This is a genomic window from Mycolicibacterium holsaticum DSM 44478 = JCM 12374, assembly GCF_019645835.1.
Classification (GTDB): Bacteria; Actinomycetota; Actinomycetes; order Mycobacteriales; family Mycobacteriaceae; genus Mycobacterium; species Mycobacterium holsaticum.
Genome location: NZ_CP080998.1, coordinates 4645946 through 4668453 on the forward strand (window position 1 = coordinate 4645946; position 22508 = coordinate 4668453).

17 protein-coding genes and 1 tRNA gene are annotated in these 22508 nt (G+C 69.0%); 10 read left to right on the top strand and 8 right to left on the bottom strand.

Annotation, left to right across the window (positions count from 1 at the left end; all coding sequences use genetic code 11):
* Positions 1-37 precede the first annotated feature (37 nt).
* Positions 38-502 carry a Crp/Fnr family transcriptional regulator gene (locus K3U96_RS22325; RefSeq protein ID WP_069404486.1) on the bottom strand — a complete coding sequence of 155 codons (465 nt, stop codon included), beginning with the start codon at positions 500-502 and terminating at the stop codon, positions 38-40.
* A 90-nt stretch (positions 503-592) separates the two neighbouring features.
* On the opposite strand from K3U96_RS22325, the gene K3U96_RS22330 reads away from it, so the two are divergent.
* From K3U96_RS22330 to sodC, 7 genes are all read left to right on the top strand, one after another.
* Positions 593-2845 (top strand): molybdopterin-dependent oxidoreductase, encoded by a 2253-nt coding sequence (locus K3U96_RS22330; RefSeq protein ID WP_268928458.1) that lies wholly within the window; start codon positions 593-595, stop codon positions 2843-2845.
* 382 nt (positions 2846-3227) lie between these two features.
* Positions 3228-3764, top strand: coding sequence for a M15 family metallopeptidase (locus K3U96_RS22335; RefSeq protein ID WP_372515049.1), 537 nt, complete (start codon positions 3228-3230; stop codon positions 3762-3764).
* A gap of 166 nt (positions 3765-3930) precedes the next feature.
* Entirely contained in the window at positions 3931-6129 is a 2199-nt protein-coding gene (locus tag K3U96_RS22340) for an MMPL family transporter (RefSeq protein ID WP_220691128.1), read from the top strand.
* Positions 6126-7184 (top strand): type III polyketide synthase, encoded by a 1059-nt coding sequence (locus tag K3U96_RS22345; protein ID WP_220691129.1) that lies wholly within the window; start codon positions 6126-6128, stop codon positions 7182-7184. The genes K3U96_RS22340 and K3U96_RS22345 overlap by 4 nt, the downstream gene beginning before the upstream one ends.
* 1 nt (position 7185) lies before the next feature.
* Positions 7186-7689 carry an isoprenylcysteine carboxyl methyltransferase family protein gene (locus tag K3U96_RS22350; protein WP_069404482.1) on the top strand — a complete coding sequence of 168 codons (504 nt, stop codon included), beginning with the start codon at positions 7186-7188 and terminating at the stop codon, positions 7687-7689.
* A complete protein-coding gene (locus K3U96_RS22355; protein WP_220691130.1) occupies positions 7686-8702 on the top strand; it encodes an NAD(P)/FAD-dependent oxidoreductase in 1017 nt (338 codons plus the stop codon). The genes K3U96_RS22350 and K3U96_RS22355 overlap by 4 nt, the downstream gene beginning before the upstream one ends.
* Positions 8703-8774: 72 nt before the next feature.
* Positions 8775-9644: a superoxide dismutase[Cu-Zn] gene (gene sodC, locus K3U96_RS22360; RefSeq protein ID WP_220691131.1), complete on the top strand. Its 870-nt coding sequence runs from the start codon at positions 8775-8777 to the stop codon at positions 9642-9644.
* Positions 9645-9893: 249 nt separating this feature from the next.
* On the opposite strand, the gene nrfD is transcribed toward sodC, so the two are convergent.
* From nrfD to selA, 5 genes are all read right to left on the bottom strand, one after another.
* The gene (nrfD, locus tag K3U96_RS22365; RefSeq protein WP_220691132.1) at positions 9894-10838 is read right to left on the bottom strand and encodes an NrfD/PsrC family molybdoenzyme membrane anchor subunit; all 945 of its coding nucleotides are present in this window, start codon (positions 10836-10838) and stop codon (positions 9894-9896) included.
* Positions 10835-11668: a 4Fe-4S dicluster domain-containing protein gene (locus tag K3U96_RS22370; protein WP_220691133.1), complete on the bottom strand. Its 834-nt coding sequence runs from the start codon at positions 11666-11668 to the stop codon at positions 10835-10837. Before K3U96_RS22370 ends, nrfD begins: the two co-directional genes overlap by 4 nt.
* Positions 11665-14934 (bottom strand): formate dehydrogenase, encoded by a 3270-nt coding sequence (gene fdh, locus K3U96_RS22375; RefSeq protein WP_220691134.1) that lies wholly within the window; start codon positions 14932-14934, stop codon positions 11665-11667. The genes K3U96_RS22370 and fdh overlap by 4 nt, the downstream gene beginning before the upstream one ends.
* 134 nt (positions 14935-15068) lie before the next feature.
* Positions 15069-16754: a selenocysteine-specific translation elongation factor gene (locus K3U96_RS22380; protein ID WP_220691135.1), complete on the bottom strand. Its 1686-nt coding sequence runs from the start codon at positions 16752-16754 to the stop codon at positions 15069-15071.
* Positions 16742-18079: an L-seryl-tRNA(Sec) selenium transferase gene (gene selA / locus K3U96_RS22385; RefSeq protein WP_220691136.1), complete on the bottom strand. Its 1338-nt coding sequence runs from the start codon at positions 18077-18079 to the stop codon at positions 16742-16744. Before selA ends, K3U96_RS22380 begins: the two co-directional genes overlap by 13 nt.
* Positions 18080-18120: 41 nt before the next feature.
* Between selA and K3U96_RS22390 the strand changes: the two genes are divergently transcribed.
* Positions 18121-18639 carry a DUF488 domain-containing protein gene (locus tag K3U96_RS22390; protein WP_220691137.1) on the top strand — a complete coding sequence of 173 codons (519 nt, stop codon included), beginning with the start codon at positions 18121-18123 and terminating at the stop codon, positions 18637-18639.
* Between the two features lie 12 nt (positions 18640-18651).
* Here K3U96_RS22390 and K3U96_RS22395 read toward each other — a convergent pair.
* Positions 18652-18746 (bottom strand) — tRNA-Sec (locus tag K3U96_RS22395).
* A gap of 37 nt (positions 18747-18783) precedes the next feature.
* Here K3U96_RS22395 and selD point away from each other — a divergent pair.
* Together selD and K3U96_RS22405 are read left to right on the top strand one after the other, a co-directional pair.
* Positions 18784-19776 (top strand): selenide, water dikinase SelD, encoded by a 993-nt coding sequence (selD, locus tag K3U96_RS22400; RefSeq protein ID WP_220691138.1) that lies wholly within the window; start codon positions 18784-18786, stop codon positions 19774-19776.
* Between the two features lie 140 nt (positions 19777-19916).
* A complete protein-coding gene (locus K3U96_RS22405; RefSeq protein ID WP_220691139.1) occupies positions 19917-21305 on the top strand; it encodes a glycoside hydrolase family 183 protein in 1389 nt (462 codons plus the stop codon).
* On the opposite strand, the gene K3U96_RS22410 is transcribed toward K3U96_RS22405, so the two are convergent.
* Entirely contained in the window at positions 21302-22489 is a 1188-nt protein-coding gene (locus K3U96_RS22410) for a fatty acid desaturase family protein (RefSeq protein ID WP_220691140.1), read from the bottom strand. The genes K3U96_RS22405 and K3U96_RS22410 overlap by 4 nt on opposite strands.
* Positions 22490-22508 lie beyond the last annotated feature (19 nt).

Sequence of the window (22508 nt, forward strand, 5' to 3'; positions counted from 1 at the left end):
TGACACTTTCGTCAAACCTTGGCGGGGGGCGAAGCGGTTAGCTCGACCCGTCCGCTGCTGCCCCGGGGACGTGGCGCGCGACGGTCTGATCCATCGTCTCGCGCAACGCCGGTATCTCATCGAGCAGCCGCCTGAGATCATCACGCGCGATGTGCAGCACCGCGGCCCGACCCATCGTCGTCACCGTCGCATTGCGCAGCGATCCGCGCAGCACCGACTCCCCGATAACCTCGCCCGGGCCCACCACCGCGATGCGGTCATGTCCGACATACACCCCGGCCTCTCCGCTGAGCAGGATGTAGCACGCGTCCGAGGGCGTCTGCTCCTGGATCAGCGGCCACGGCCCCGACGTCGACGTGCGATGCGCGGCCTGCACCAGCCGCTTGAGGTCCTTGTCGGAGAACTTCGCGAACGTGTCGAACTCCCGTAGCCGTTGCGCGTCCTCTGCGATCTCCTGCGCGCGAGCCTCTTCGCTCGCCCGGGCATACGCACGGTTGTCCATGATGACGGTCTCCGATCCGCGAGGTGGCGCTGACACCGGGAGCCTAGTGAATGCGCCCCATCCGCAGACCTTGTTTCCTATCCTGGACAGGTGTCCAGCCAAACCGCGGTGACCTGTCCCCTGTGCGAGGCGATGTGCGGCCTGCAGATCCGCGTCGACGACGGCGCGGTCACCGACATCCGCGGTAACCGCGACGACGTGTGGTCACGGGGTCATATCTGCCCGAAGGGCACCGCGCTGGCGCATCTGCACACCGACCCCGACCGCCTGCGTCAGCCGATGGTCCGCACCCGCACCGGCCACACCCCGGTGTCGTGGGACGACGCCTACGCCGAAGTCGAACGGGTGCTGCGACCGGTGCTCGACCGCCACGGCGCCTCCGCCGTCACCATCTACGTCGGCAACCCCGTCGCGCACAACCTCGGGCTCAGCACCCACATCGGCGCGCTCATCGGGATGGCCCAGGCGGCGGGCATGCCTGCGTACTACTCGCCGGGCACTGTCGACCAGTGGCCACTGAACCTCGTCAGCGCGCTGTTGTTCGGCGGCATGTGGAACGCACCGATTCCCGACGTCGACCGCACCGATTACCTGATGATCCTCGGCGCGAATCCGGCTGCCTCCCAAGGCTCCATGCTCTCGGCGCCCGACCTCATGGGCCGGCTGACGGCGATCCGCGGCCGTGGCGGAACCGTCACCGTGGTCGATCCGCGACGCACGCTGACCGCACAACGCGCGTCGCAATGGGTGCCGATCCGGCCGGGTACCGACGCGCTGCTGCTCTTCGCGATCCTGTTCACCCTGGCCGAGCAGGGCTGGGTGCGCCGGCCCGCCCACCTCGCGGGTCGCGTCACCGGACTCGACGACGTCATCGCCATGGCCGCCGACTTCGCGCCGGAGACCGTCGCCGATGCCTGCGGCGTCGACGCGACCACGATCCGTCGACTCGCCCACGACCTCGCCCACGCCGAAGCACCGGTGCTCTACAGCAGAATCGGCACCTGCACACAGGAATTCGGCACGCTGGCGACCTGGCTGGTGTTCGTTCTCAACACCGCACTCGGCTCGCTGGACCGGGCGGGCGGCGCGGTGTTCGCGAAGCCGGCGGTCTGGTCGCCGATGTTCATGAAGCCGCCCGACCAGGACGGTCCCGGCTGGCGGTTCGGGCGGTTCCACAGCCGGGTCCGCGGTGCGCCCGAGGTGTTCAACCAGTTCCCCGTCAGCTGCCTCGCCGAGGAGATCGACACCCCCGGCGACGGACAGCTGCGCGGTTTGATCACGGTGGCGGGCAACCCGGCGGTGTCGGCGCCGGGCGCGCGACGCCTCGACGCGGCGCTGGCCGACCTCGACGCGATGATCGCGGTGGACAGCTGGCTCAACGAGACCACCCGGCACGCCCACGTCATCCTGCCCGGCCTGTCGCCGCTGGAACGGCCGCACGCCGACGACCTGTACTGGATCTACGCGGTGTCGTCGTGCCTGAAGTGGTCGGATCCCGTGTTCGCGCCGGACCCGAATCGCCCGTCGGAGTGGGAGATCCTGTTGCGGCTGGCGGGCGCGATGGTCGGTATCCCGATGCCCGAGGTCGACGTCGCGGGGATGGACGATCTCTACGTGGCCGGGCTGGTCGCCACGGCGTGCGCCGCGCCGGGCACACCGCTGACGGGGCGCGATCCGCAGGAGGCGACAGCCGCATTGGCCGGACGCGGACCAGAGCGCCTGGTGGACTTGGGGATTCGGCTCGGTCCGTGGGGTGACGACCTCGGGCGACGCCCGGGTGGGCTGACGCTGGCCGAGGTGCGTCGCCATCCCAACGGGCTGCGACTGGCTGAACTGGACGGCGGCCGGCTTGACGAGACGATCTGCACCCCTTCCGGCACAGTCGAATTGGTGCATCAACGCCTCGTCGACGACGTTCCGCGGTTGCGGGCACGCTTGCAGCGGCCCGCCGGTGGGCTGCTGATCACCAGCCGTCGACACCTGCGGTCGAACAACTCGTGGATGCACAACGTGCCCGCGTTGATGCGCGGAAAGGACCATTGCACGCTGCTCATCCATCCCGTCGACGCCGACCCCGCCGGCATCCGGACCGGCGACATCGTCGAGGTGTCCACCAGCGAGGGCGCGCTGACGGTGCCCGCCGAGGTCTCCGATGAGATGATGCCCGGCGTGGTGTCGCTGCCGCACGGCTGGGGACACGGCGTCGACGGCACCCGTCTTCAGGTCGCCAACGACCATCCGGGCGTCAACGCCAACCTGCTCAACCCCGCCGATCTGCTCGACGTGCCGAGCAGCACCCAGGTGGTCAACGGCGTGCCGTGCCGGGTCCGCCGACCCGACTAATGCGCGCGGTTGGCCGCGACAGTATCGTTTCATACGCGACGCGCCGCTCGGACCGTATGAAAGTGCACAGTCGCGAATGAAGTGGGGCGACCAAACCGCGATACATTGGCCGATGCGAGTGCACACCCGACGGCGCCTGGCCACACTGGCGATGGCCGCCACGGCGTTCGTCGCACTTCCGCATTGCAGCGCCGAGCCCGCGCCGCCGCCGGCGGCTCCCTCAAGCCCACCGCCGTCAACCACCGTCCCGGCCCCCTCAAGCCCACCGCCGTCGACCACCGCCCCGGCCCCCTCAAGCCCACCGCCGTCGACCACCGTCCCGGCGGCTTCCCCAAGCCCACCGCCGTCGCCCACCGTCCCGCTGCCGCCGGCCGTCCACCCGGTGACGGCCGCCGAACTGGGGGCGAGCTGGCGCCCGGGTTGCCCGCTGGAACCGCAGCGCCTGCGACGGGTCGAAATCGACTACGTCGGCTTCGACAACCTGCCTCACCGCGGCGAGTTGATCGTGCACGAGGACCTGGTCGGCGAGGTCATCGCGATCTTCGGGCAGCTGTACCGGCTGGGCTATCCCATCGAGAAGATGACCACGGTCGAGCACTATCCCAACGCCGATGACGAATTGTCCATGCGGGACAACAACACTTCGGCGTTCAACTGCCGGGACATCCCGGGCAGCGGCCAATGGTCCTGGCACGCCTACGGCCGTGCCATCGACCTCAACCCGCTGATCAACCCGTACATCGACGCCGCGGGTGACTTCCAGCCCGGCAACGCCGAGGTGTACCTGGATCGCCGCCGCATCGACCCCGGCCTGCTGCACGACGGCGACCCGGCCGTGCTCGCCTTCACCGATCGCGGGTGGACCTGGGGTGGGCACTGGCGGACGCCCAAGGATTATCAGCACTTCGAACTGCCCTGATCTCGACGTGCGCCCCCGATGCGCACAGCGACCACACCGTCATCGAAAACACCGCCACCAGCGATGACAAATCGGTCATCACAGCAGCTTGCCAGCAGAATCGGTGAACCAATCGCCCTTTGCACACGTAAATATCGGATAGACAGACTTACCGAAAGGACGCCGCGTGCTGCACGGGATTGCACGGCTGGCCATCGTCGCGCCGCGCCGCGTCATCGCCGTGGCAGCGCTCATCACGGTGCTCGCCGCCCTGTTCGGCATCCCCGTGGCAAACCGGTTGTGCGCGTGTGGCTTCCAAGACCCCACCTCGGAGTCGACCAGAGCGACGCAGTTGCTCACCGAGAAATTCGACCACGGCGACGTGCAGCTGCTCATCGTCGTCACCGCGCCCGACGGCGCCACCAGCGCGTCTGCCCGTCATGCGGGCATCGACATCGTCGACCAGCTGCACCGCTCTGCGCACGTCGCCACCGTGACCTCCGCGTGGACCGCGCCCCCGCCGACCGACGCCCAGTTCATCAGCAAAGACGGCAGATCCGGGCTGATCATCGCGGGCATCCGCGGCGGGGAAAACGACGCGCAGCAATACGCCAAGATGCTGGCTGAACAGGTCGCCCACGACCGCGACGGCGTCACGATCCGGGCCGGCGGCGTCGCGATGGTCAACGTGCAGATCACCGAGCAGTCCCAGCGCGACGTGCTGCTGATGGAGATGATCGCGATCCCGTTGAGCTTCCTGGTGTTGGTGTGGGTGTTCGGCGGGCTGCTGGTCGCCGCGGTGCCGATCGCGGTCGGCGTGACGGCCATCCTCGGTGCGCTCGCCGTGCTGCACCTCATCACGTTCGCCACCGACGTGTCGATCTTCGCGCTCAACCTCACCGCCGCCATGGGCCTGGCGCTGGCCATCGACTACACGCTGCTGATGGTCAGCCGGTTCCGCGACGAGCTGACCGAGGGCGCCGGCCGCGACGACGCGCTGATCCGCACCATGGTCACCGCGGGCCGGACGGTGGTGTTCTCCGCGACGACGGTCGCGCTGTCGGTGGCCGCGATGGTGCTGTTCCCGATGCCCTTTCTCAGGTCGTTCGCGTACGCCGGTGTCGCGACCGTGGGGTTGACGATGCTTGCCGCGCTGGTCGTGACGCCCGCGGCGATCGTGCTGCTCGGCGACCGGTTGAACGCGCACCGAAAGGTGCCCCGCCCCGTCGAACACCAATTCTGGTACCGCGCACCCAAATTCGTCATGTCCCACGCCATTCCGATCGGGTTGACCATCCTGGCGCTACTTTTGCTGCTCGGTGTGCCGTTCTTCGGGGTGCGGTGGGGCTTCCCCGACGACCGCGTCCTGCCACCGTCGGCGTCGTCACATCAAGCCGGCGATCAGCTGCGCAACGACTTCGCCACCAACTTCGAGTCCGCGGTCACCGTCGTGATGCCCGACGCCGCCGACGTCGACGCCGGCGAGATGCGCCGCTACGCCGCCGATCTGGCCCGGGTGCCCGACGTCGCCGCGGTATCGCCCCCGACCGTGGCGGAAGGCAGCGCATTTTTCACCGTCGAGAGCACGGCTCCGCTGTTCACCGAACGGTCCGAAGCCCAACTCGACGGGGTGCACGCGGTGAAGGGCCCCGCAGGCAAGCCTGTGCTCATCACCGGGACCGCGCAGATCAACCGGGACAGCGTCGCCGCCATCACCACGCGCCTGCCGCTGGTGCTCGGGGTGATCGCGGTGATCATGCTGGGGTTGCTCTTTCTGCTGACCGGCAGCGCCGTCGTCCCGCTGAAAGCGCTGGCGTTCAACGTGTTGTCGCTGACCGCCGCGTTCGGCGCGATGGTGTGGATCTTCCAGGACGGGCACCTCGACGCGCTGGGGACGACGCCCACCGGGACGCTGACCGCCAACATCGCGGTGCTGCTGTTCTGCGTCGCGTTCGGCCTGTCGATGGACTACGAGGTCTTCCTGGTCTCCCGGATCCGCGAGTTCTGGCTGGCCTCCGGGGCCGCGGAGCCGGCGACATCAGCCTGGGTCCGCACCAGCGCCGACAACGACGAGAGCGTCGCGCTCGGGGTGGCCCGCACCGCCCGCGTCATCACCGCGGCCGCGCTGATCATGTCGATTTCGTTCGCGGCGCTGATCGCGGCCAACGTGTCGGTGCTGCGGCTGTTGGGTCTGGGGCTGACGTTGGCCGTGCTCGCCGACGCCACGCTGGTGCGAATGGTGTTGGTACCCGCGTTCATGCACCTGCTGGGTCGCTGGAACTGGTGGGCGCCCAAATGGATGTCGCGGCTGCACAACCGTTTCGGTCTCGACGACGGTGACGGCACGCTGAACCGACCGGACCCCGAAGTCGTATCTAGTACATGAGCGTCATCGCGAGCGTCCGCGGCGTCTTACCGCGGCACCACTACACCCAAGCCGAGATCACCGAATCGCTTCTGGCCTATCCCGGTTGGGAGCGCTACGAAGCTGAGATCCGGGCCCTGCACGCCAGCGCCCACGTCCGCAGCCGCCACCTCGCGGTGCCGCTGGAGGACTACCCGATGCTGATCGACTTCGGCGCCGCCAACGACACTTTCATCGAGCACGCCGTCGAACTCGGGGCCACCGCGCTGTCCGACGCACTGAACGAAGCCGGGCTGCAGCCGCACGACGTCGATCTGATCATGACGACGACGGTCACCGGGATCGCGGTGCCGTCGCTGGACGCCCGCATCGCGACGAGGCTGGGCCTTCGCCCCGACGTGCGACGGGTGCCGGTATTCGGGCTGGGCTGTGTGGCCGGGGCGGCGGGGCTGGCCCGGCTCAACGACTATCTGCGTGGCGCGCCCGACGACGTCGCGGTGCTGGTGTCGGTGGAGCTGTGCTCGCTGGGCCAGAAGGTCAACCCGACGATGGCCACCATTGTCGGAAGCGCGTTATTCGGCGACGGTGCGGCCGCTGTCGTGGCCGTCGGCGAGCGACGTGCCGAGCAGATCGGTGCCCGCGGACCTGACATCCTCGACTCGCGCAGCCATCTGTATCCCGACTCGCTGCGCACGATGGGCTGGGACATCAGTTCGGACGGAATGGAATTGGTGTTGGCGCCGGATCTGCCCGATATCATCGAGCGCTATCTCGGCGATGACGTCACCGACTTCCTACGCGCGCATGGGCTGACCATCGCCGACATCGGCGCGTGGGTGAGCCATCCCGGCGGCCCGAAGATCATCGAGTCGATCGTCGACACCCTCGGCCTGCCCGACGACGCGCTGGAACTGACGTGGCGCTCGCTCAGCGAGGTCGGCAACCTGTCCTCGTCGTCAGTACTGCACGTGCTTCGCGACACCATCGCCAAACAGCCGCCCAGCGGCAGCCCCGGGGTCGTGATGGCGATGGGTCCGGGCTTCTGCTCGGAGCTGGTCCTGGTGCGCTGGCACTGACATGGCCTGGTATGTGCTGCTGGTCGCCGCGGTCGCGCTCGAGCGCCTTGCCGAACTTGTTGTGGCCCAACGCAACCTGACCTGGAGCCGGTTGCACGGCGGTGTCGAGTGGGGCGCGCGTCACTACCCGGCGATGGTCCTGCTGCACACCGGCCTACTGGCGGGATGCCTGGTGGAGGCCATGAACCGACCCTTCCTGCCGTGGTTGGGCTGGCCGATGCTGGCGATCGTGCTGGCGGCGCAGGGGTTGCGCTGGTGGTGCATCATGACGCTGGGCCGGCAATGGAACACCCGGGTCATCGTCATCCCCGGCGCTGCCCGGGTGGAACGCGGCCCGTATCGTGTCGTGCCGCACCCTAATTACGTCGCGGTGATCGCCGAGGGGGTGGCGTTGCCGCTGGTGCACACCGCCTGGCTGACCGCCGTCGTCTTCACAGTGCTGAACGCGGCGATGCTGCGGACGCGGATCAAAGTCGAGAACGCTGCGCTGGTGGGGTTGCGGTGATCGACTTGCTGGTCGCAGGCGGTGGTCCGGCCGGGCTGGCCACCGCCCTGTACGGCGCCCGCGCGGGGCTCGACGTCGTCGTCGTCGAACGGCGCCGCGGCCCGATCGACAAGGCGTGCGGCGAGGGGTTGATGCCGCACGCGCTGCGTCAGTTGGAACTTCTCGGCATCGACCCGCCGGGCAAGCCGCTGCGCGGGATCCGCTATCTGGACGAGCACCGATGCGTCGACGCGTCGTTCCGCTCCGGCCCCGGCCGCGGAGTGCGCAGGACCGCGCTGCACACCGCGCTGCGGGATGCGGTTCAGGCGGCCGGTGTGCCGATCTTCTATGCGGAAGCCGGTGCGGTGACACAGGATTCGGTGTCTGTGCGGACCGGTTCCTGGCGGGCCCGCTACCTCGCGGCCGCCGACGGGTTGCATTCGCCGATCCGTCGATCGCTGGGATTGGCCCGGCCGACGCACGGCCCGAGGCGATGGGGCATTCGCAGGCACGTGCGGATCGCGCCGTGGACCGACTACGTGGAGGTGTACTGGGCTGACGGCGCCGAAGCGTACGTGACACCTGTCGCCGACGACTGCGTCGGCATCGCGGTCCTGACGTCGCAGCGCGGCGGGTTCGACAGGCAGATCGAATCTTTCGGTGCTCTGCAGGCCCGGGTCTCCGGCCACCCACACGGGCCAAACATGGCCGCCGGACCGTTGCGGCAGCGGGTCGGCGCGCTGACGGCCGGTCGGGTGCTGTTGGTCGGGGACGCGGCAGGCTACGTCGACGCGCTGACCGGCGAAGGGCTCGGCATCGCGTTCGGCGGAGCCGAGTTGCTGGTGGGTTGTGTCCTCGCAGACCGGCCCGGCGCCTACGACCGTCAGTGGCGGCAGATGTCGCGCCGCTACCGGTTGATGACGTCGGCGCTGGTGCGGGCGAGCGCGTACCGGCCGGTGCGGTCCCGGGTGGTGCCGGCCGCCGCGGCGTTTCCCCGCGTGTTCGCCGGTGTCGTCAACCAGCTCGCCGACTGAGCCTGTGCGCCGAGTGTGCAATCGACGGCCGACTCCACGGTTGAAAGATCTTGTTTCGGGTACGCGCCCCTCATGTCCAAGTCGAAAACCGTAGCTGCCGCCGCGTTCGCCGCCCCCGTCGCCGTCGCCATGCTCAGTGCCTGCAACGCCGAGCAGGGTGCCGACCAGACCACGTCCCCCACCACCAGCCCCACGTCAGAGGCCCAAACCATCACCACCGACCTGAAGACGGCCGACGGCACGACCGTCGCCAACGCGAAGATCGAGTTCACCGATGGCTACGCCACCATCACGCTGGAGACCACCGAAGGAAGCACCCTGTCGCCCGGTTTCCACGGCTTCCACATCCACGAGATCGGCAAATGCGAGGCCAACTCCGTCGCTCCCGGCGGCGGGGAGCCCGGGGACTTCCTGTCCGCCGGCGGTCACCTGCACACGCGCGGACAGGCGGCCGCCCATCCCGCCGCCGGCGACCTGACCCCCGTGGAGGTCCGTTCGGACGGGTCGGCCCGGCTGGTCGCGACGACCGACGCGTTCACCGTCGAGGACCTGCGCACCTCGCAGGGATCCGCGCTGATGCTTCACGCGCTACCGGACAACTTCGCCAACATCCCGCCGCGTTACGCCGTCAACGGGGTGCCCGGCCCAGACTCTGAGACGCTGGCCACCGGCGATGCCGGCAGCCGCGTCGCCTGCGGCGTGTTGGCCCCAGCCACCGCGACGCCGGAGACCACCGAAACCACCACGATCACCGAGACCTCGCCGGTGGTGCCGCCGCCCGCCGGGACCACCACGCCCCCGACCTCACCCGCACCGGCTGAGACCACCAGCCCGACGACCACCGAGAGCCCGGCCACCACTACGACCGCTCCCACCACGACGGCCACCACCACCGTGACGACCACCCCGACGGAGCCGGAAGAGGGTCAGCCCGGCGGGTGAGCGCGCTAATCACCGGCGCTGCGCGGTGACCACCGGCGCTGCGCGGGTGATAGTGCTATTTGTGCCAACCTCGGAGCGAAAAATTCGCTCACCTACTACGCGGCGTAGCGACTACAGCGAAACATTCGCTAAGAGGTTGACACTTCGGTATGTGTCCCCTGAGAGGCGCGGGGCTATGCCCGGAGGCTGGGGTCAGGGCGCGGGGGTATGCACGGACGCTGGGTTTAGACGCGGGGTCAGCGCGCGGGGTTATGCCCGGGCGCGCTGCCCCGCCTCGAGCCGTTCCCGCTGGGGCACCACCACGTATTTCGGGTCGCGCGTGGACGCCACGCCCGCCTCGAACACAGCGAACCGCTGAAGCGCGCTGCCCACCAGCAGCGCCGCCCCCGACACTGCGGTGACCGCGCGGTGCCTGCCGATCACCGCGCCGACCGCACCGCCGACCGTCAACGCCTCCGACAGCCGACGGAACCGGTGCGCCCTTCCCGTCGCGTACGCCTCAGCGGACACACCCATCCGCTGGCCCATCACCCGCGACGCCGTGAGTTCCAGCGCCGCCCCCGCGACGGCCATCCGGCGGGCCGGGCCGGTCTCGGCCTCCGGCGCGAGCAGCATGCCCAGTCCGCCGCCGCTGGCCGCCGCCGAGCCCGTGAATACAAACGGGAGATACGGGTGCGCCTCCCGCCAGGCAGGAACCGCCGTCTGCGACAACAGGACTGACGTGTACGACGCCACCGCGGGCGCCGTCGTCGCCGCCCACCACCCCGCAGGCCGCGCCAGCCGCGCAATCAGCCGGCCGAGCCAGGTGCGGCGCAGCCGCCCAGGCATCAGCTCGGCCACCGCCGCCACGCCCGCGCCCGGCCCGTACGCCGAGAGGATCCAGGTGCCCATGCTCATCGGCGAGCTGGGCTTGGCCACCCGCATCATGTGATGGAACCGTTCGGGCCTGCCGAGGTCGGCGATCAGGAAGTACAGGCTCGCCAGCACGCTCACCAGCGACCCGATTCGCGAAACCTTGCGCAGCCCAGCCAAACCCGTCAGATCCGCACCCGCAGCGAGCATCGCCGAGCCGGCCGAGAGCCCGCCCAGGAACAGGTAGGCCGCGATCATCCAGTTCCACACCGGGGTCTTGAGGATCTGCTTGCCGTAGTAGGAGCGGAACTCCGCGCGCGGCACCGTCAGCTGTTCCTTCATCGCCGCCGCCCCGCGAACGCCGACACCGCGATGCCCACCATCGCCGACGCCGCGATTCCCGCAAAGCGCCACATCGCCGGGGCGTCACGCGTCGGGACCACCGGGTCCGGCGGCAGCCCGTACACCTCCGGCTCGTCGAGCAGCAGGAAGAACGCTCCGTTGCCGCCGACGCGGTCGTCGGGATCCTCGCCGTACAGCCGGGCTTCGGTCATGCCCCGTTCGTGTAAGCCGTTCAGCCGCAACGCCGCCCGTTCGCGCAGCTCATCGAGCACCCCGAACTGGATGGAGTCCGTGGGGCAGGCCTTCGCGCATGCCGGTTCGAGGCCGTCGCGCAGCCGGTCGTAGCACAGCGTGCACTTCCAGGCGCGACCGTCGCCCTCGCGGCGCTCGATCACCCCGTACGGGCAGCCCGACACGCAGTAGCCGCAGCCATTGCAGATATCTTGCTGCACAACGACGGTACCGAACTCCGTGCGGAACAGCGCGCCCGTCGGGCACACGTCCAGACAACCGGCGTGGGTGCAGTGCTTGCAGACGTCGCTGCTCATCAGCCAGCGGAAGTCGGTGCGGCCCTCCGCGCCGGAACCGTCGCCCGGGCGCTGAAAACCCGGCATCCCCAGATCCACCGCAGGCTGCTCGATGAACGCCACATGGCGCCACGAGTTCGCGCCCAGTTCACCGGTGTTGTCGAAGGACGTGCCCAGCAGGTTGAACCCGTCGTCGGGCACACCGTTCCATTCCTTGCACGCGACCTCGCACGCCTTGCAGCCGATGCACACCGAGGTGTCGGTGAAGAACCCGACCCGCGGCTGCTCGTCGTAGCCGGTCATGGCGTCTCCTCGGTGTGCTCGTCGGCCGCCCCCGTGGTGTCCAGGTGGGTACCCGTCTCGATCGTGATGCCGGCCCGGCGCCGGTATTCCGCTATGTAGGACAGCAACTCGGGGCCGCGTGGGCGCCGGCCCGGCTGGATGTCGCACGTGGCCACCTTGCTCTCCTGGATGAACACGTTCGGGTCGGCCACCACGCCGAGCAGATCGTTGACCACGTCCCCGTCGATCAACCCGGAATGTCCCCAGTGATACGGCATCCAGATCTGGTGCACCACCCGGTCCTCGATGCGCAGCGGGCGCATCCGGTCGGTGACGAGCACGCGGGCGTCCACCGCGGTGCGGCTCGTGATGACGTGCGCCCAGTCCATGTGTGAAAGTCCGCGCAGCGCAGCGAGTTGCGGTGACACCTCGACGAACAACGCCGGCTGCAGCTCGCTGAGATAGGGCAGCTGCCGGCTCATACCGCCCGCGGTGTGGTGCTCGGTCAGCCGTGCTGCGGTGAACACGTACGGGAACACGTCGCCGTCGAGTTCCGGCGGTGAGGGGTTCGACGGGTTGTCGGTGCGCCCGTACACCTTGCGCGCCGGGTTGCCCTGCTGTTTGTACAGCGCGTTGCGCACCGGTGATTCGTGGGGCTCGTAGTGCGTGGGCAGCGGACCGTCGAGCACTCCGCCGGGGGCGAACAGCCACGCCTTGCCGTCGGCCTGCATGACGAACGCGTCGTCGCCTCGCAATGCCGCCACGCCCACGGCATCCGGATCCGGTTCGTACCCGGGCGGTTTGGTCTTCTCGAAGTCCGGCACGTCATAGCCGGTCCACTCGCCGGCGGCCCCCTTGTCCGGGTCCCACCACACGAGCTTCTTGCGCTCGCTCCACGGCCGGCCCTGCGGATCGGCCGAGGCGCGGTTGTAGAGGACGCGTCGGTTCATCGGCCACGTCCAGCCCCACTCGCCGGGTGGGTCGTGCTCGGTGTGCGGGTTGCGGCGCGCCGCCTGGTTGACGTCGTCGGCGTACACGCCGCTGTAGATCCAGCAGCCGCAAGCGGTGCTCCCGTCGGCCTTTAGTTCGGTGTAGCCGTTGACCGCGCGTCCGGTGCTCAGGTCGACGCCGTTGATGCGCCGCAGCACGTCCTCGGCTGAGGGTTCGTCGCCGTCCATCGCGTAGTCCCACGCCAGATCCAGCAGCGGCCGATCGCGCTCATCGGTTGATCCGGCGAGCTTTTCGCGCAGCCGGCGGCCCAGGTGGTAGAAGAACCACAGCTCCGAGCGCGCGTCGCCGGGCGGCTGGACGGCCTGTTCACGCCATTGCAGCATCCGCTGGGTCTGGGTAAACGTGCCCGACTTCTCCACGTGCGATGCCGCGGGAAACAAGAACACCTCGGTGCGACACGTCTGCGGGGTGATCTCGCCCGTCTCGATCTCCGGGCCGTCCTTCCAGAACGTCGCGCTCTCGATCTCGACGAGTTCGCGCACCACCAGCCAGTCCAGGTTGGCCATGCCGAGGCGCTGCAGTCGGCCGTGCGCGGAGCCCACCGCGGGGTTCTGCCCGAGCAGGAAGTAGCCGAACACCTTGCCGTCGACCATGTCCATCACGGTGCGGTAGGTGCCGTGGTCGCCGTTGATGCGGGGCAGGTAGTCGAAGCAGTAGTCGTTGTCGGCGGTGGCCACGTCGCCCCAGTACTCCTTGAGCAGTGACACCATGTAAGTATCGGCGTTGTGCCAGAAGCCTTTCTGGTTGTTGCCGATGATGTCGTCGAGGTAGTCGGACAGCGTGGCGTGGCCGGCTTCGGGCATCGCGAGATAACCGGGCAGCAGGTTGAATAGCGTCGGCACGTCGGTGGAACCCTGGATGCTGGCGTGTCCGCGCAACGCCATCACCCCGCCGCCCGGCCTGCCGATGTTGCCCAGCAGCAGCTGGATGATCGCGCCCGCGCGGATGTACTGCGCCCCCACCGAGTGCTGTGTCCAGCCGACGCTGTACACCAGTGCCGAAGTGCGTTCTCGGCCAGAGTTTTCCGCCCACGCCCGCGCGACCTCGAGAAACTCGTCGGCGGGCACCCCGCAGACCCGTTCCACCATCTCGGGGGTGTAGCGGGCGTAGTGGCGCTTGAGGATCTGGTACACGCAGCGCGGGTCCTGCAGCGTCGGATCGGACGGAATCTGGTGCGCGCCTTCGATCGGCGCGCCGCCGGAGCCGTGCCGGTCGGGTGCCGCCTTCTCCGTGTGCTGCGCGCCGCCCTCTGCCGCGTCGGTGCTCTGGTACTGCCATGTCTCGGGCTCGTAGGAGGCGGTGTCGGGGTCGTAGCCGCTGAACAGGCCGTCGAGATCCTCGGCGTCGCGGTAGCGTTCGTCGACCAGGAAGGACGCGTTGGTGTAGGCGGTGACGTACTCGCGGAAGTCGAGCTCGTTGGACACGATGTAGTTGATCACCCCGCCGAGGAACGCGATGTCGCTGCCCGCGCGCAGCGCAACGTGGCGGTCGGCCAACGCGCTGGTCCGGGTGAACCGCGGGTCGATGTGCACGACGCGCGCGCCGCGGGCCTTGGCCTCCACCACCCACTGGAACCCGACCGGGTGGGCTTCGGCCATGTTCGAACCCATGATGACGATGAAGTCAGAGTTGGCGAGGTCTTGCTGATAGTCCGTCGCTCCGCCGCGACCGAAGGAGGCTCCCAGACCGGGAACCGTGGCGCTGTGTCAAATACGGGCCTGGTTCTCGATCTGCAACGCCCCCAACGCGGTGAAGAGCTTCTTGATCAGGTAGTTCTCTTCGTTGTCGAGGGTGGCGCCGCCCAGGCTGGCGATGCCCATGGTGCGGCGCAGCGTGTTGCGGTCGGCGTCGAACTGTTGCCAGCCCTTCTCGCGGGCGTCGAGCACCCGGTCGGCGACCATGTCCATCGCGGTGTCGAGGTCGAGCTCCTGCCATTCGGTGGCATACGGCGGGCGGTAACGCACCTTGGTCAGTCGCTGCGGACCGGTGACCAGCTGCTTGCTGGCAGATCCCTTGGGGCACAGGCGTCCTCGGGAGATCGGGCTGTCCGGGTTGCCTTCGATCTGGATGACCTTGCCGTCCTTGACGTAGACATTCTGCGCGCAGCCGACCGCACAGAACGGGCAGACCGAGTGCGCGACGTGGTCGGCATCGACGGTCCGCGGGGTCAGCGTCAGCGACCGCTTGGACTGGGCGGCCCGGCCGCGACCCGTCGGATCCTGTCCCGTGAGCTGCCGATATACCGGCCACGACTGGAACAGTCTCTTGATCTCCATGACCTCTCCCTACCCGGCGGTCCTTCGATCAAACCACGAGTAGGCACTTCTGCAAACGAAGCACGTCAGCGGTCCGAGGACCTTGTCGGCCCGCCGGTGCGGCCGGGCTCCCGCCGGTGCGGCCGGGCTCCCGCCTAGATCAGCGTGCGGGTGCCGTCATCGGCGCGACGGGTGCGGCGCTGCTTGTCGAGGCCTTCCAGCAGCGGCACCGCGACGCGGCGGGTGGTGTTCAGCGCGCGCTTGGCCTCGGCGACGGTGAACGGCTGCGGCAGGGTCTGCAATATCTCGGCGGCCCGGTCGAACGCATCAGCGCCGAGCACGACGCCGTCGGCGATACGGGTCAGGCGCTTGGCGCGAATGGCGGCAGCCAGTTCACGCGGGCCGAGCCGCAGCTCGTCGAGCTGATCGGCGTCCGGTGCCCGAAACGGCTCTGCAGCCAACCACTTTTCGATCGTGCGCAGCGCCTCGTCCACTCGCGCCGGCAGCACCGCGTCCGGGCGCCGCACCAGGCCGTCGGCCACCACGAGCCCGGACCCGTCGAGCAGCTCGCCCACCAGCTCGACAGCGGGCAGCTCGAGTGCTCGCCGCAGGGTCTCCAGCGGCATGCCTGCGGCGACGTCGTGCTCGGTCGACCACCGTTCGACCGCCGCGGAAGCCTGCTGCCGGCGCCGTGCCCACCAGTCGGGATCCACCACCCACTCGCCGACCCGCTCACCATCGAGCGGAAACCCCATGGCGCGCAGGTCATCCGCACGCGCGCACACCGGCGGCCGCGCGTGTCCGGACGCCAGCTCTTCGGCCCGCTGACGCGCCGCACCACGCCGACGCAGCGGCGGCGGACGCACGTCGAGCACCTCGATACCCGCGGCGATCCGGTGCTCGCCGGGGTCGCGCAGCAGCCCGACGTCGCCGACGCGCAACGGCAGCGGCACCGCCAACCGCAGCCTCGCCGCCGTACCCAGCGGCCGCACCTGTACCGGTACGGCCGCAGACCCGATATGCAGCATCAGGTTTCGGTGCAGCTCACCCAGCGGCCGCACCGAGATGTCCACTTCGGCGGTGTCGCGCCATGCGCCCGGCGTGCGCAGGGTGTCACCGCGGCCGATGTCGCGGTGGTCCACGCCGCGCAGGTTGACCGCGGCGCGCGCCACCGCCGAAAGGGACATTTGGGCACGTTCGAGCGACTCCAACCCCCGCACGGTATAGCGCCGGCCGGCGTGCTCGAGTTCGTCGCCGACCCGCAACGTGCCCGCCGCCAGCGTCCCGGTGACGACGGTGCCCGCCCCGCGGATCGTGAACGAGCGGTCCACCCACAGCCGCACGTCGGCATCGACGTCGGGGGCCGGCAACCGCGAGGCAAGCGCCACCAGTTCTGCCCGCACCGCATCCAGATCCGTGCCCAACACCACGGGTGCATCCGGAAATCGTTGCCGCACCTGGGCGATGACAGGTGTCGGATCGGCCAGGTCGGCCTTGCTGATCACCACGAGCGTGTGTCGAACGCCCAACGCGTGCAGCGCGGCGAAGTGCTCCTCGGACTGCGGCATCCACCCCTCGGTGGCCGCGACGACGAACATCACTGGATTTGCGGGGGCTACCGCCACAATGCCGGCGAGCATATTGGCCACGAACCGCTCGTGGCCAGGGACGTCGACGAACGCGAACTGCCGACCCGAGATCTCCGTCCACGCGTAGCCGAGTTCGATCGTCAACCCGCGGCGCTTCTCCTCGGCCAGCCGGTCCGGCCACATGCCGGTGAGGCGGTGCACCAACGTCGACTTCCCGTGGTCGACATGCCCCGCGGTGGCTATGACATACATGCCCGCACCGCATGCACCAGCGCGTCGTCGTCGTCCGGTCGCACCGTGCGCAGATCCAGCAGGCAACGGCCGTTCTCCAGCCGACCCACCACCGCCGGGCTGCCCAGCCGGAGCAGCGTCGCACACGATGAGGGCAGACTGACTGCGGCACTGGGTAATTCGACTCCGGGCGCGCCTCCGCCGCCGACCGCGGCGACACAGTCCACCGCTTGGGCGTCGGGCAGCTGCGCGGCCAGATGCGCCGCTCGTTCACGCAGCGAGGCCACGTCGACGGCGAGCGCCTCGGCCACCGGCGGCGGCGGACCGTTCAGCGTCGCCTCCAGCGCCGCCAACGTGAGCTTGTCGACCCGCAGTGCCCGCGCCGCCGGATGTCGTCGCAGCCGCTCGACCAACTCGGCCGTACCGAACAGCACCCCGGCCTGCGGCCCGCCGAGCAGCTTGTCCCCGCTGGCGGTGACGAGGTCGGCTCCGTCACGCAACACCGACGTTGCGTCGGGCTCGTCGGGCAGCAGCGGATGCGGCGTCAGCAGCCCCGATCCGATGTCGACGACCAGCGGCACGCCAAGGCCGGTCAGCTCGGAAATGCTTACCGCCGAGGTGAATCCGCTCACCATATAGTTCGACGGGTGGACCTTGAGCACGAAGCCGGTGTCGGGCCCGATCGCGTCGGTGTAGTCACGCAGATGGGTGCGGTTGGTGGTGCCGACCTCGCGGAACCGCGCGCCGGTGGACTCCATCAGCTCAGGCAGCCGGAAGCCGTCGCCGATCTCGATCAGCTCGCCGCGGCTGACCACGATCTGCTTGCCCGGCGCCAACGTCATCGCGGTGAGCAGCAGCGCGGCGGCATTGTTGTTGACGATGTGCACACCGCCCGCGGTCGGGACGGCCGCGGCCAACGCCGCCAACGCACCCCGGCCACGTCGCGCACGCCGTCCCGTCTCGAGGTCGAACTCCACGTCGGTGGCGCCGGCGGCGGTGACCATCGCGTCGACGGCGGCCTGCGACAGCGGCGCACGCCCGAGGTTGGTGTGCACGACGACACCGGTCGCGTTGATCACCGGTCGCAGGCTCGCAGCGCTGGTCGGCAGGGCCGCGACGGCGTAGTCGGCCACCTGCTCGGGCGCGATCGTGCCCGCCCGGGCCTGCTGCTGGGCGTCGGTGATGACCGACTTGACCAGCGTGCGCCCCAGCGTCCGGGAGGCCTCGACCAGGCGCGGGTCGGCCAGCAGCGCGTCGGTGCGCGGTACCTGTCGGCGCGGATCTTGCGATTTGGGCGCGCTTACGGACGCTGAGGGGGCGTTAGCGCGCCGAAATCGCTGGGGCATGGGGCCATCATGACAAGCCGTTCCTCGGGTACACAGAGGAAGTGCTGATCTCGGTGGGACACGGAGCGCTCGACAAGGCTGCGCTGGCCAAGCTGCTGGTAGACGCCGAGGTCGAGGCGCTCGTCGACATCCGGCGCTACCCCAACAGCAGGCACAACCCCGACGTCGAGCGCGGCGCGATCAGCGCGTGGGCCGCCGACGCCGGGCTGGACTATCGCTGGGAAGCGCGGCTGGGTGGACGCCGACGGCTGCCGGCCGACGCCGAGCCCGAGGACACCTGGTGGCGGGTCAAGCAGTTCGCCGCCTACGCGGCCTACACCCGCACCGCCGAGTTCGGCGAGGCGTTCGCGCAGCTTCTCGAGCAGTCGCAGAGGCAGCGGACGGCGATGATGTGCAGCGAGGCGGTGTGGTGGCGCTGTCATCGGCGCATCGTCGCCGACGTTTCCGTGGTGAAGGTCGGTGTGGAGGTCCACCACCTCATGCACGACGGCCGGCTGCTGGCCCACCCGCCGTCCGAGGGTGCGCAGGTGCGCGACGACGGTCAGCTGGTGTGGGTCTGACCTGGTGATTCTTGGCGGAGGCGGACGGGAATCGAACCCGCCAGCGACAGAATCTGCCGCTCAACGATTTTGAAGACCGTGCCGGTCACCAGACCAGATACGCCTCCCTGCCCACGGCCGATCATGCCAGGGCAGCATGGAGCCATGACCTATCGACTGACCCAGTACGCCCACGGCGGCGGCTGCGCATGCAAGATCCCGCCCGGTGAGTTGGAGGACGTGGTGCGCGGGCTGACGTCGGCCGCGCCGCGCGACCCGGCGGGTGAACTGCTGGTCGGCCTGGAGGACGGCGACGATGCGGCGGCCGTGCGCATCGAAGGCGGGCTGGCGCTGATCGCGACGACGGATTTCTTCACCCCGGTCGTCGACGACGCCTACGACTGGGGCCGCATCGCCGCCGCCAACGCGCTGTCGGATGTGTACGCGATGGGCGGGCGACCCGTCGTCGCGGTCAACCTGCTCGGCTGGCCGCGCGACGTGCTGCCCTTCGAGCTGGCCGCCGAGACGCTGCGCGGCGGGCTCGACGTGTGCGGACTTGCCGGTTGCCATCTGGCCGGTGGGCACAGCGTGGACGACCCGGAGCCGAAGTACGGCCTGGCGGTGACCGGGATCGCCGATCCGAACCGGTTGCTGCGCAACGACTCCGGTAAGGCCGGGCTTGCGCTGTCGTTGACGAAGCCGCTCGGCATCGGGGTGCTCAACAGTCGGCACAAGAGCACCGGTGAGCGCTTCCCCGAGGCCATCGAGGTGATGACGACGCTGAACGCCCCTGCGGCACAGGCCGCGCTGGCCGCGGGTCTCGAATGCGCCACCGACGTCACGGGTTTCGGCTTGCTCGGACATCTGTACAAGCTCGCGCGCGCCAGCGGGGTGACGGCGGTGCTCGACGCGAAAGCGGTGCCCTACCTCGACGGTGCGCGCGAGGCGCTGGCCGCCGGTTACGTCAGTGGCGGAACCAAACGCAACCTCGACTGGGTCTCGCCGCACGTCGACCTGAGCGCGGTCGACGACACCGAGGCGCTGCTGCTCGCCGACGCGCAAACGTCCGGCGGGTTGTTGATCGCCGGGGAGATACCGGGCGCGCCGGTCATCGGCGAGTTGGTGCCGCGCGGCGAGTACACGATCGTGGTGCGCTGACACCGCGATCCAGCGGTTGCGACACGGTCACGGACGCGTATCCATTAGAACTCAGCGGTCACAACAAGATCATTGATCACTATCGTCACATCAGCCCCACTGTTGACGTCGATGCGACGTCCGCCCCGGAAAGGTGTGACATGTCGCCGCGTCCACGTATCGCAACGCTCACGGTGGCGTCGGCGGCCGCGATCGGGTTGATCGCCACCCTCGGTGTCGCAGCGCCGGCCGCCGCCGAACCGTGCACCGGCGCCGCCGCGGCGGCACAACCGCCCGCGGCCAACAACGCCGAGGAAACCCCGCTGCTGCCGGGGCTCAACCGCCGACCGGTCGGTCAGCGTCCAGACGGCGCCGACGACGGTGCACCGTTGCCGAGCCTGGGCCAGATCTCGGCGCCGCTGCAACAGCAGGCCGCCGTGCAACCCGTTCCGGCGGTTCCCGACGCCAACCCGGTGGCTCCCGCACCCGCGCCGGCTCCGCCGCCGTCACCGCCGGGGACGTCGCTCGTCGGGTGGGTGACTGGCCCCGACAGCCCGAACAAAACCATCGAGCGTTTCGCGGTCACCGGCACCGATCTCGGAATCATGTGGGATAACGGCGATCCCGCCAACCGCCAGGTGCTGATGGCCTTCGGGGACACCTACGGCTATTGCAGCGTGCACGGCCAGCAGTGGCGCTACAACGTGCTGTTCCGCAGCCAGGACGGCACCCTGTCCAACACCGTCGCTGTGCCCAACGGCATTCTGGCCAGTAACTATTCGGGCTCACCGATGCTGCGGCCGAACATCTCCAAGGCGATCCTTCCCGGCGTCAAGTGGGCGCCCGAGGAGAAGGGGATGATCCCGACCGCAGGGATCGCGGTCGGCGGCAAGCAGTACCTCAACTTCATGTCGATCAAGAGCTGGGACGGCGACGGCCGCTGGACCACGAACTACTCGGCGATCGCGGTGTCCCCCGACAATGGCGAGCACTGGGGCATCTACCCCGACAGCGTGCGGCCAGCGGCCGAAGACAGCATCCCCGACGTCAAATACAGGCCGGGCAACCAGAACTTCCAGCAGGGTGCGTTCCTCAAGCCCGGCCCCGGCGACCCGTACATCTACTCGTTCGGCACACCGTCCGGACGCAGCGGTCCGGCGTTCGTCTCGCGCGTACTTCCCGCCTACGTACCCGACCTTCGCAAGTATGAGTACTGGAGTTCTGCCGCCGACGCGTGGGTGCCGGGCGATCCGGCCGCCGCGACGCCGGTGATCCCGGGCCCGGTGAGCGAGATGTCGGCCCAGTACAACACGTACCTCAACCAGTACTTGGTGCTGTACGGCAACGGTGCCAACGACATCGTCGCCAGAACCGCGCCCGCCCCGCAGGGGCCGTGGAGCCCCGAGCGCCTTCTCGTGCGGTCGTGGGACTTTCCGGGCGGCATCTATGCGCCGTTCCTGCATCCGTGGTCGACCGGAAAGGAGTTGTACTACAACCTCTCGCTGTGGTCGGCCTACAACGTGATGCTGATGAAAACCGTGCTGCCCTAACGCCGTACCCGGCCTTGCAACGCGCTCTTCAGTCCGCCGGTCCGCACAGCAGTCGCTCGACTGAACTTGTGCTCGGAGGCGGTCTCGGGCGCATCGTGGTGTGTGGCCCGCAGAAACCGGTCGGGCAGCGCGAGCTTGTGGATGGTCCGCAGCGTCAGAAAGTATTGGCGGGCAAGCGATCCACTGGTGTAGGGCAGGTCGTATTTCGCGCACAGCGCCTTCACCCGCACCGCGATCTCCGCCAGGCGGTTGCTCGGTAGATCGGGAAACAGGTGGTGCTCGATCTGGTAGCACAGGTTTCCGCTGGAGAAGGCCAGCAGCGGGCCGGCCTTGAAGTTGGCCGCTCCCAACATCTGCCGCAGATACCAGTGGGCGGGCGTTTCATCTTTGAGCGCATCGGGCGTGAACTTCTCCGCGCCGTCGGGAAAGTGCCCGCAGAAGATCACCAGGTAGGCCCACAGGTTGCGCAACAGGTTGGCCGATACGTTGGCGGCCAGGGCCCTGCGCCAGCGTGACCGGCTCAACGCCGGGGTGACGACGTAGTCTTTCGCGGCCTGGCGGGCGATCTTACCGACGAGCGCCATCCTGGCTTCCCACACCTTTTCGCCGTCCGGTGCCAGCCGGTCCCGCTCGGAATGCACGCCGTGGAGCGCGATACCCCACTCGAAGATGACTGCCAGCAACAGGTTTCGAAGCGGCTGCATGAGATGCTGCGGCTGCCAGGGCTGATCACGGGTTATCCGGATCACGCCGAAGCCGAGGTCGTCGTCCACCCCGACGACATTGCTGAACACGTGGTGACGGTAGTTGTGCGAATACCGCCACTGCGCGGAGAGCGCGACCATGTCCCACTCCCAGGTGTTCGAGTGGATTTCGGGATCGTTCATCCAATCCCATTGGCCGTGCGTGACGTTGTGGCCGATCTCCATGTTCTCGACGCTCTTGGCGAAGGCCAGCGCCGCGGTGCCCAGCAGCCAGCCGGTCCGTGACCTGCTGGTGGCGATGATCAGCCGGGCGAGCACCTCGAGCGTCCTCTGAAAGAGGATGGTGCGTCGGATGTAGTGGGCGTCGCGCACGCCGAGTGACGCCTCGATATCGGCGCGGATCGCGTCGAGTTCGTCGCCGAGGGCTTCGATATCCGTCTTGCTCAGGTGCGCGTACGCGGCAATGTCGGTGATTGCCAATCGATGTCCTACTGATCCG

What these genes read in the sequence shown, in the direction of transcription:
- K3U96_RS22325 (WP_069404486.1), bottom strand. Translation starts at nt 502, where the DNA reads ATGGACAACCGTGCGTATGCCCGGGCGAGCGAAGAGGCTCGCGCGCAG.
- K3U96_RS22345 (WP_220691129.1), top strand. Translation starts at nt 6,126, where the DNA reads ATGAGCGTCATCGCGAGCGTCCGCGGCGTCTTACCGCGGCACCACTAC.
- K3U96_RS22350 (WP_069404482.1), top strand. Translation starts at nt 7,186, where the DNA reads ATGGCCTGGTATGTGCTGCTGGTCGCCGCGGTCGCGCTCGAGCGCCTT.
- sodC (WP_220691131.1), top strand. Translation starts at nt 8,775, where the DNA reads ATGTCCAAGTCGAAAACCGTAGCTGCCGCCGCGTTCGCCGCCCCCGTC.
- nrfD (WP_220691132.1), bottom strand. Translation starts at nt 10,838, where the DNA reads ATGAAGGAACAGCTGACGGTGCCGCGCGCGGAGTTCCGCTCCTACTAC.
- K3U96_RS22370 (WP_220691133.1), bottom strand. Translation starts at nt 11,668, where the DNA reads ATGACCGGCTACGACGAGCAGCCGCGGGTCGGGTTCTTCACCGACACC.
- K3U96_RS22380 (WP_220691135.1), bottom strand. Translation starts at nt 16,754, where the DNA reads ATGTATGTCATAGCCACCGCGGGGCATGTCGACCACGGGAAGTCGACG.
- selA (WP_220691136.1), bottom strand. Translation starts at nt 18,079, where the DNA reads ATGCCCCAGCGATTTCGGCGCGCTAACGCCCCCTCAGCGTCCGTAAGC.
- selD (WP_220691138.1), top strand. Translation starts at nt 18,784, where the DNA reads ATGACCTATCGACTGACCCAGTACGCCCACGGCGGCGGCTGCGCATGC.
- K3U96_RS22405 (WP_220691139.1), top strand. Translation starts at nt 19,917, where the DNA reads ATGTCGCCGCGTCCACGTATCGCAACGCTCACGGTGGCGTCGGCGGCC.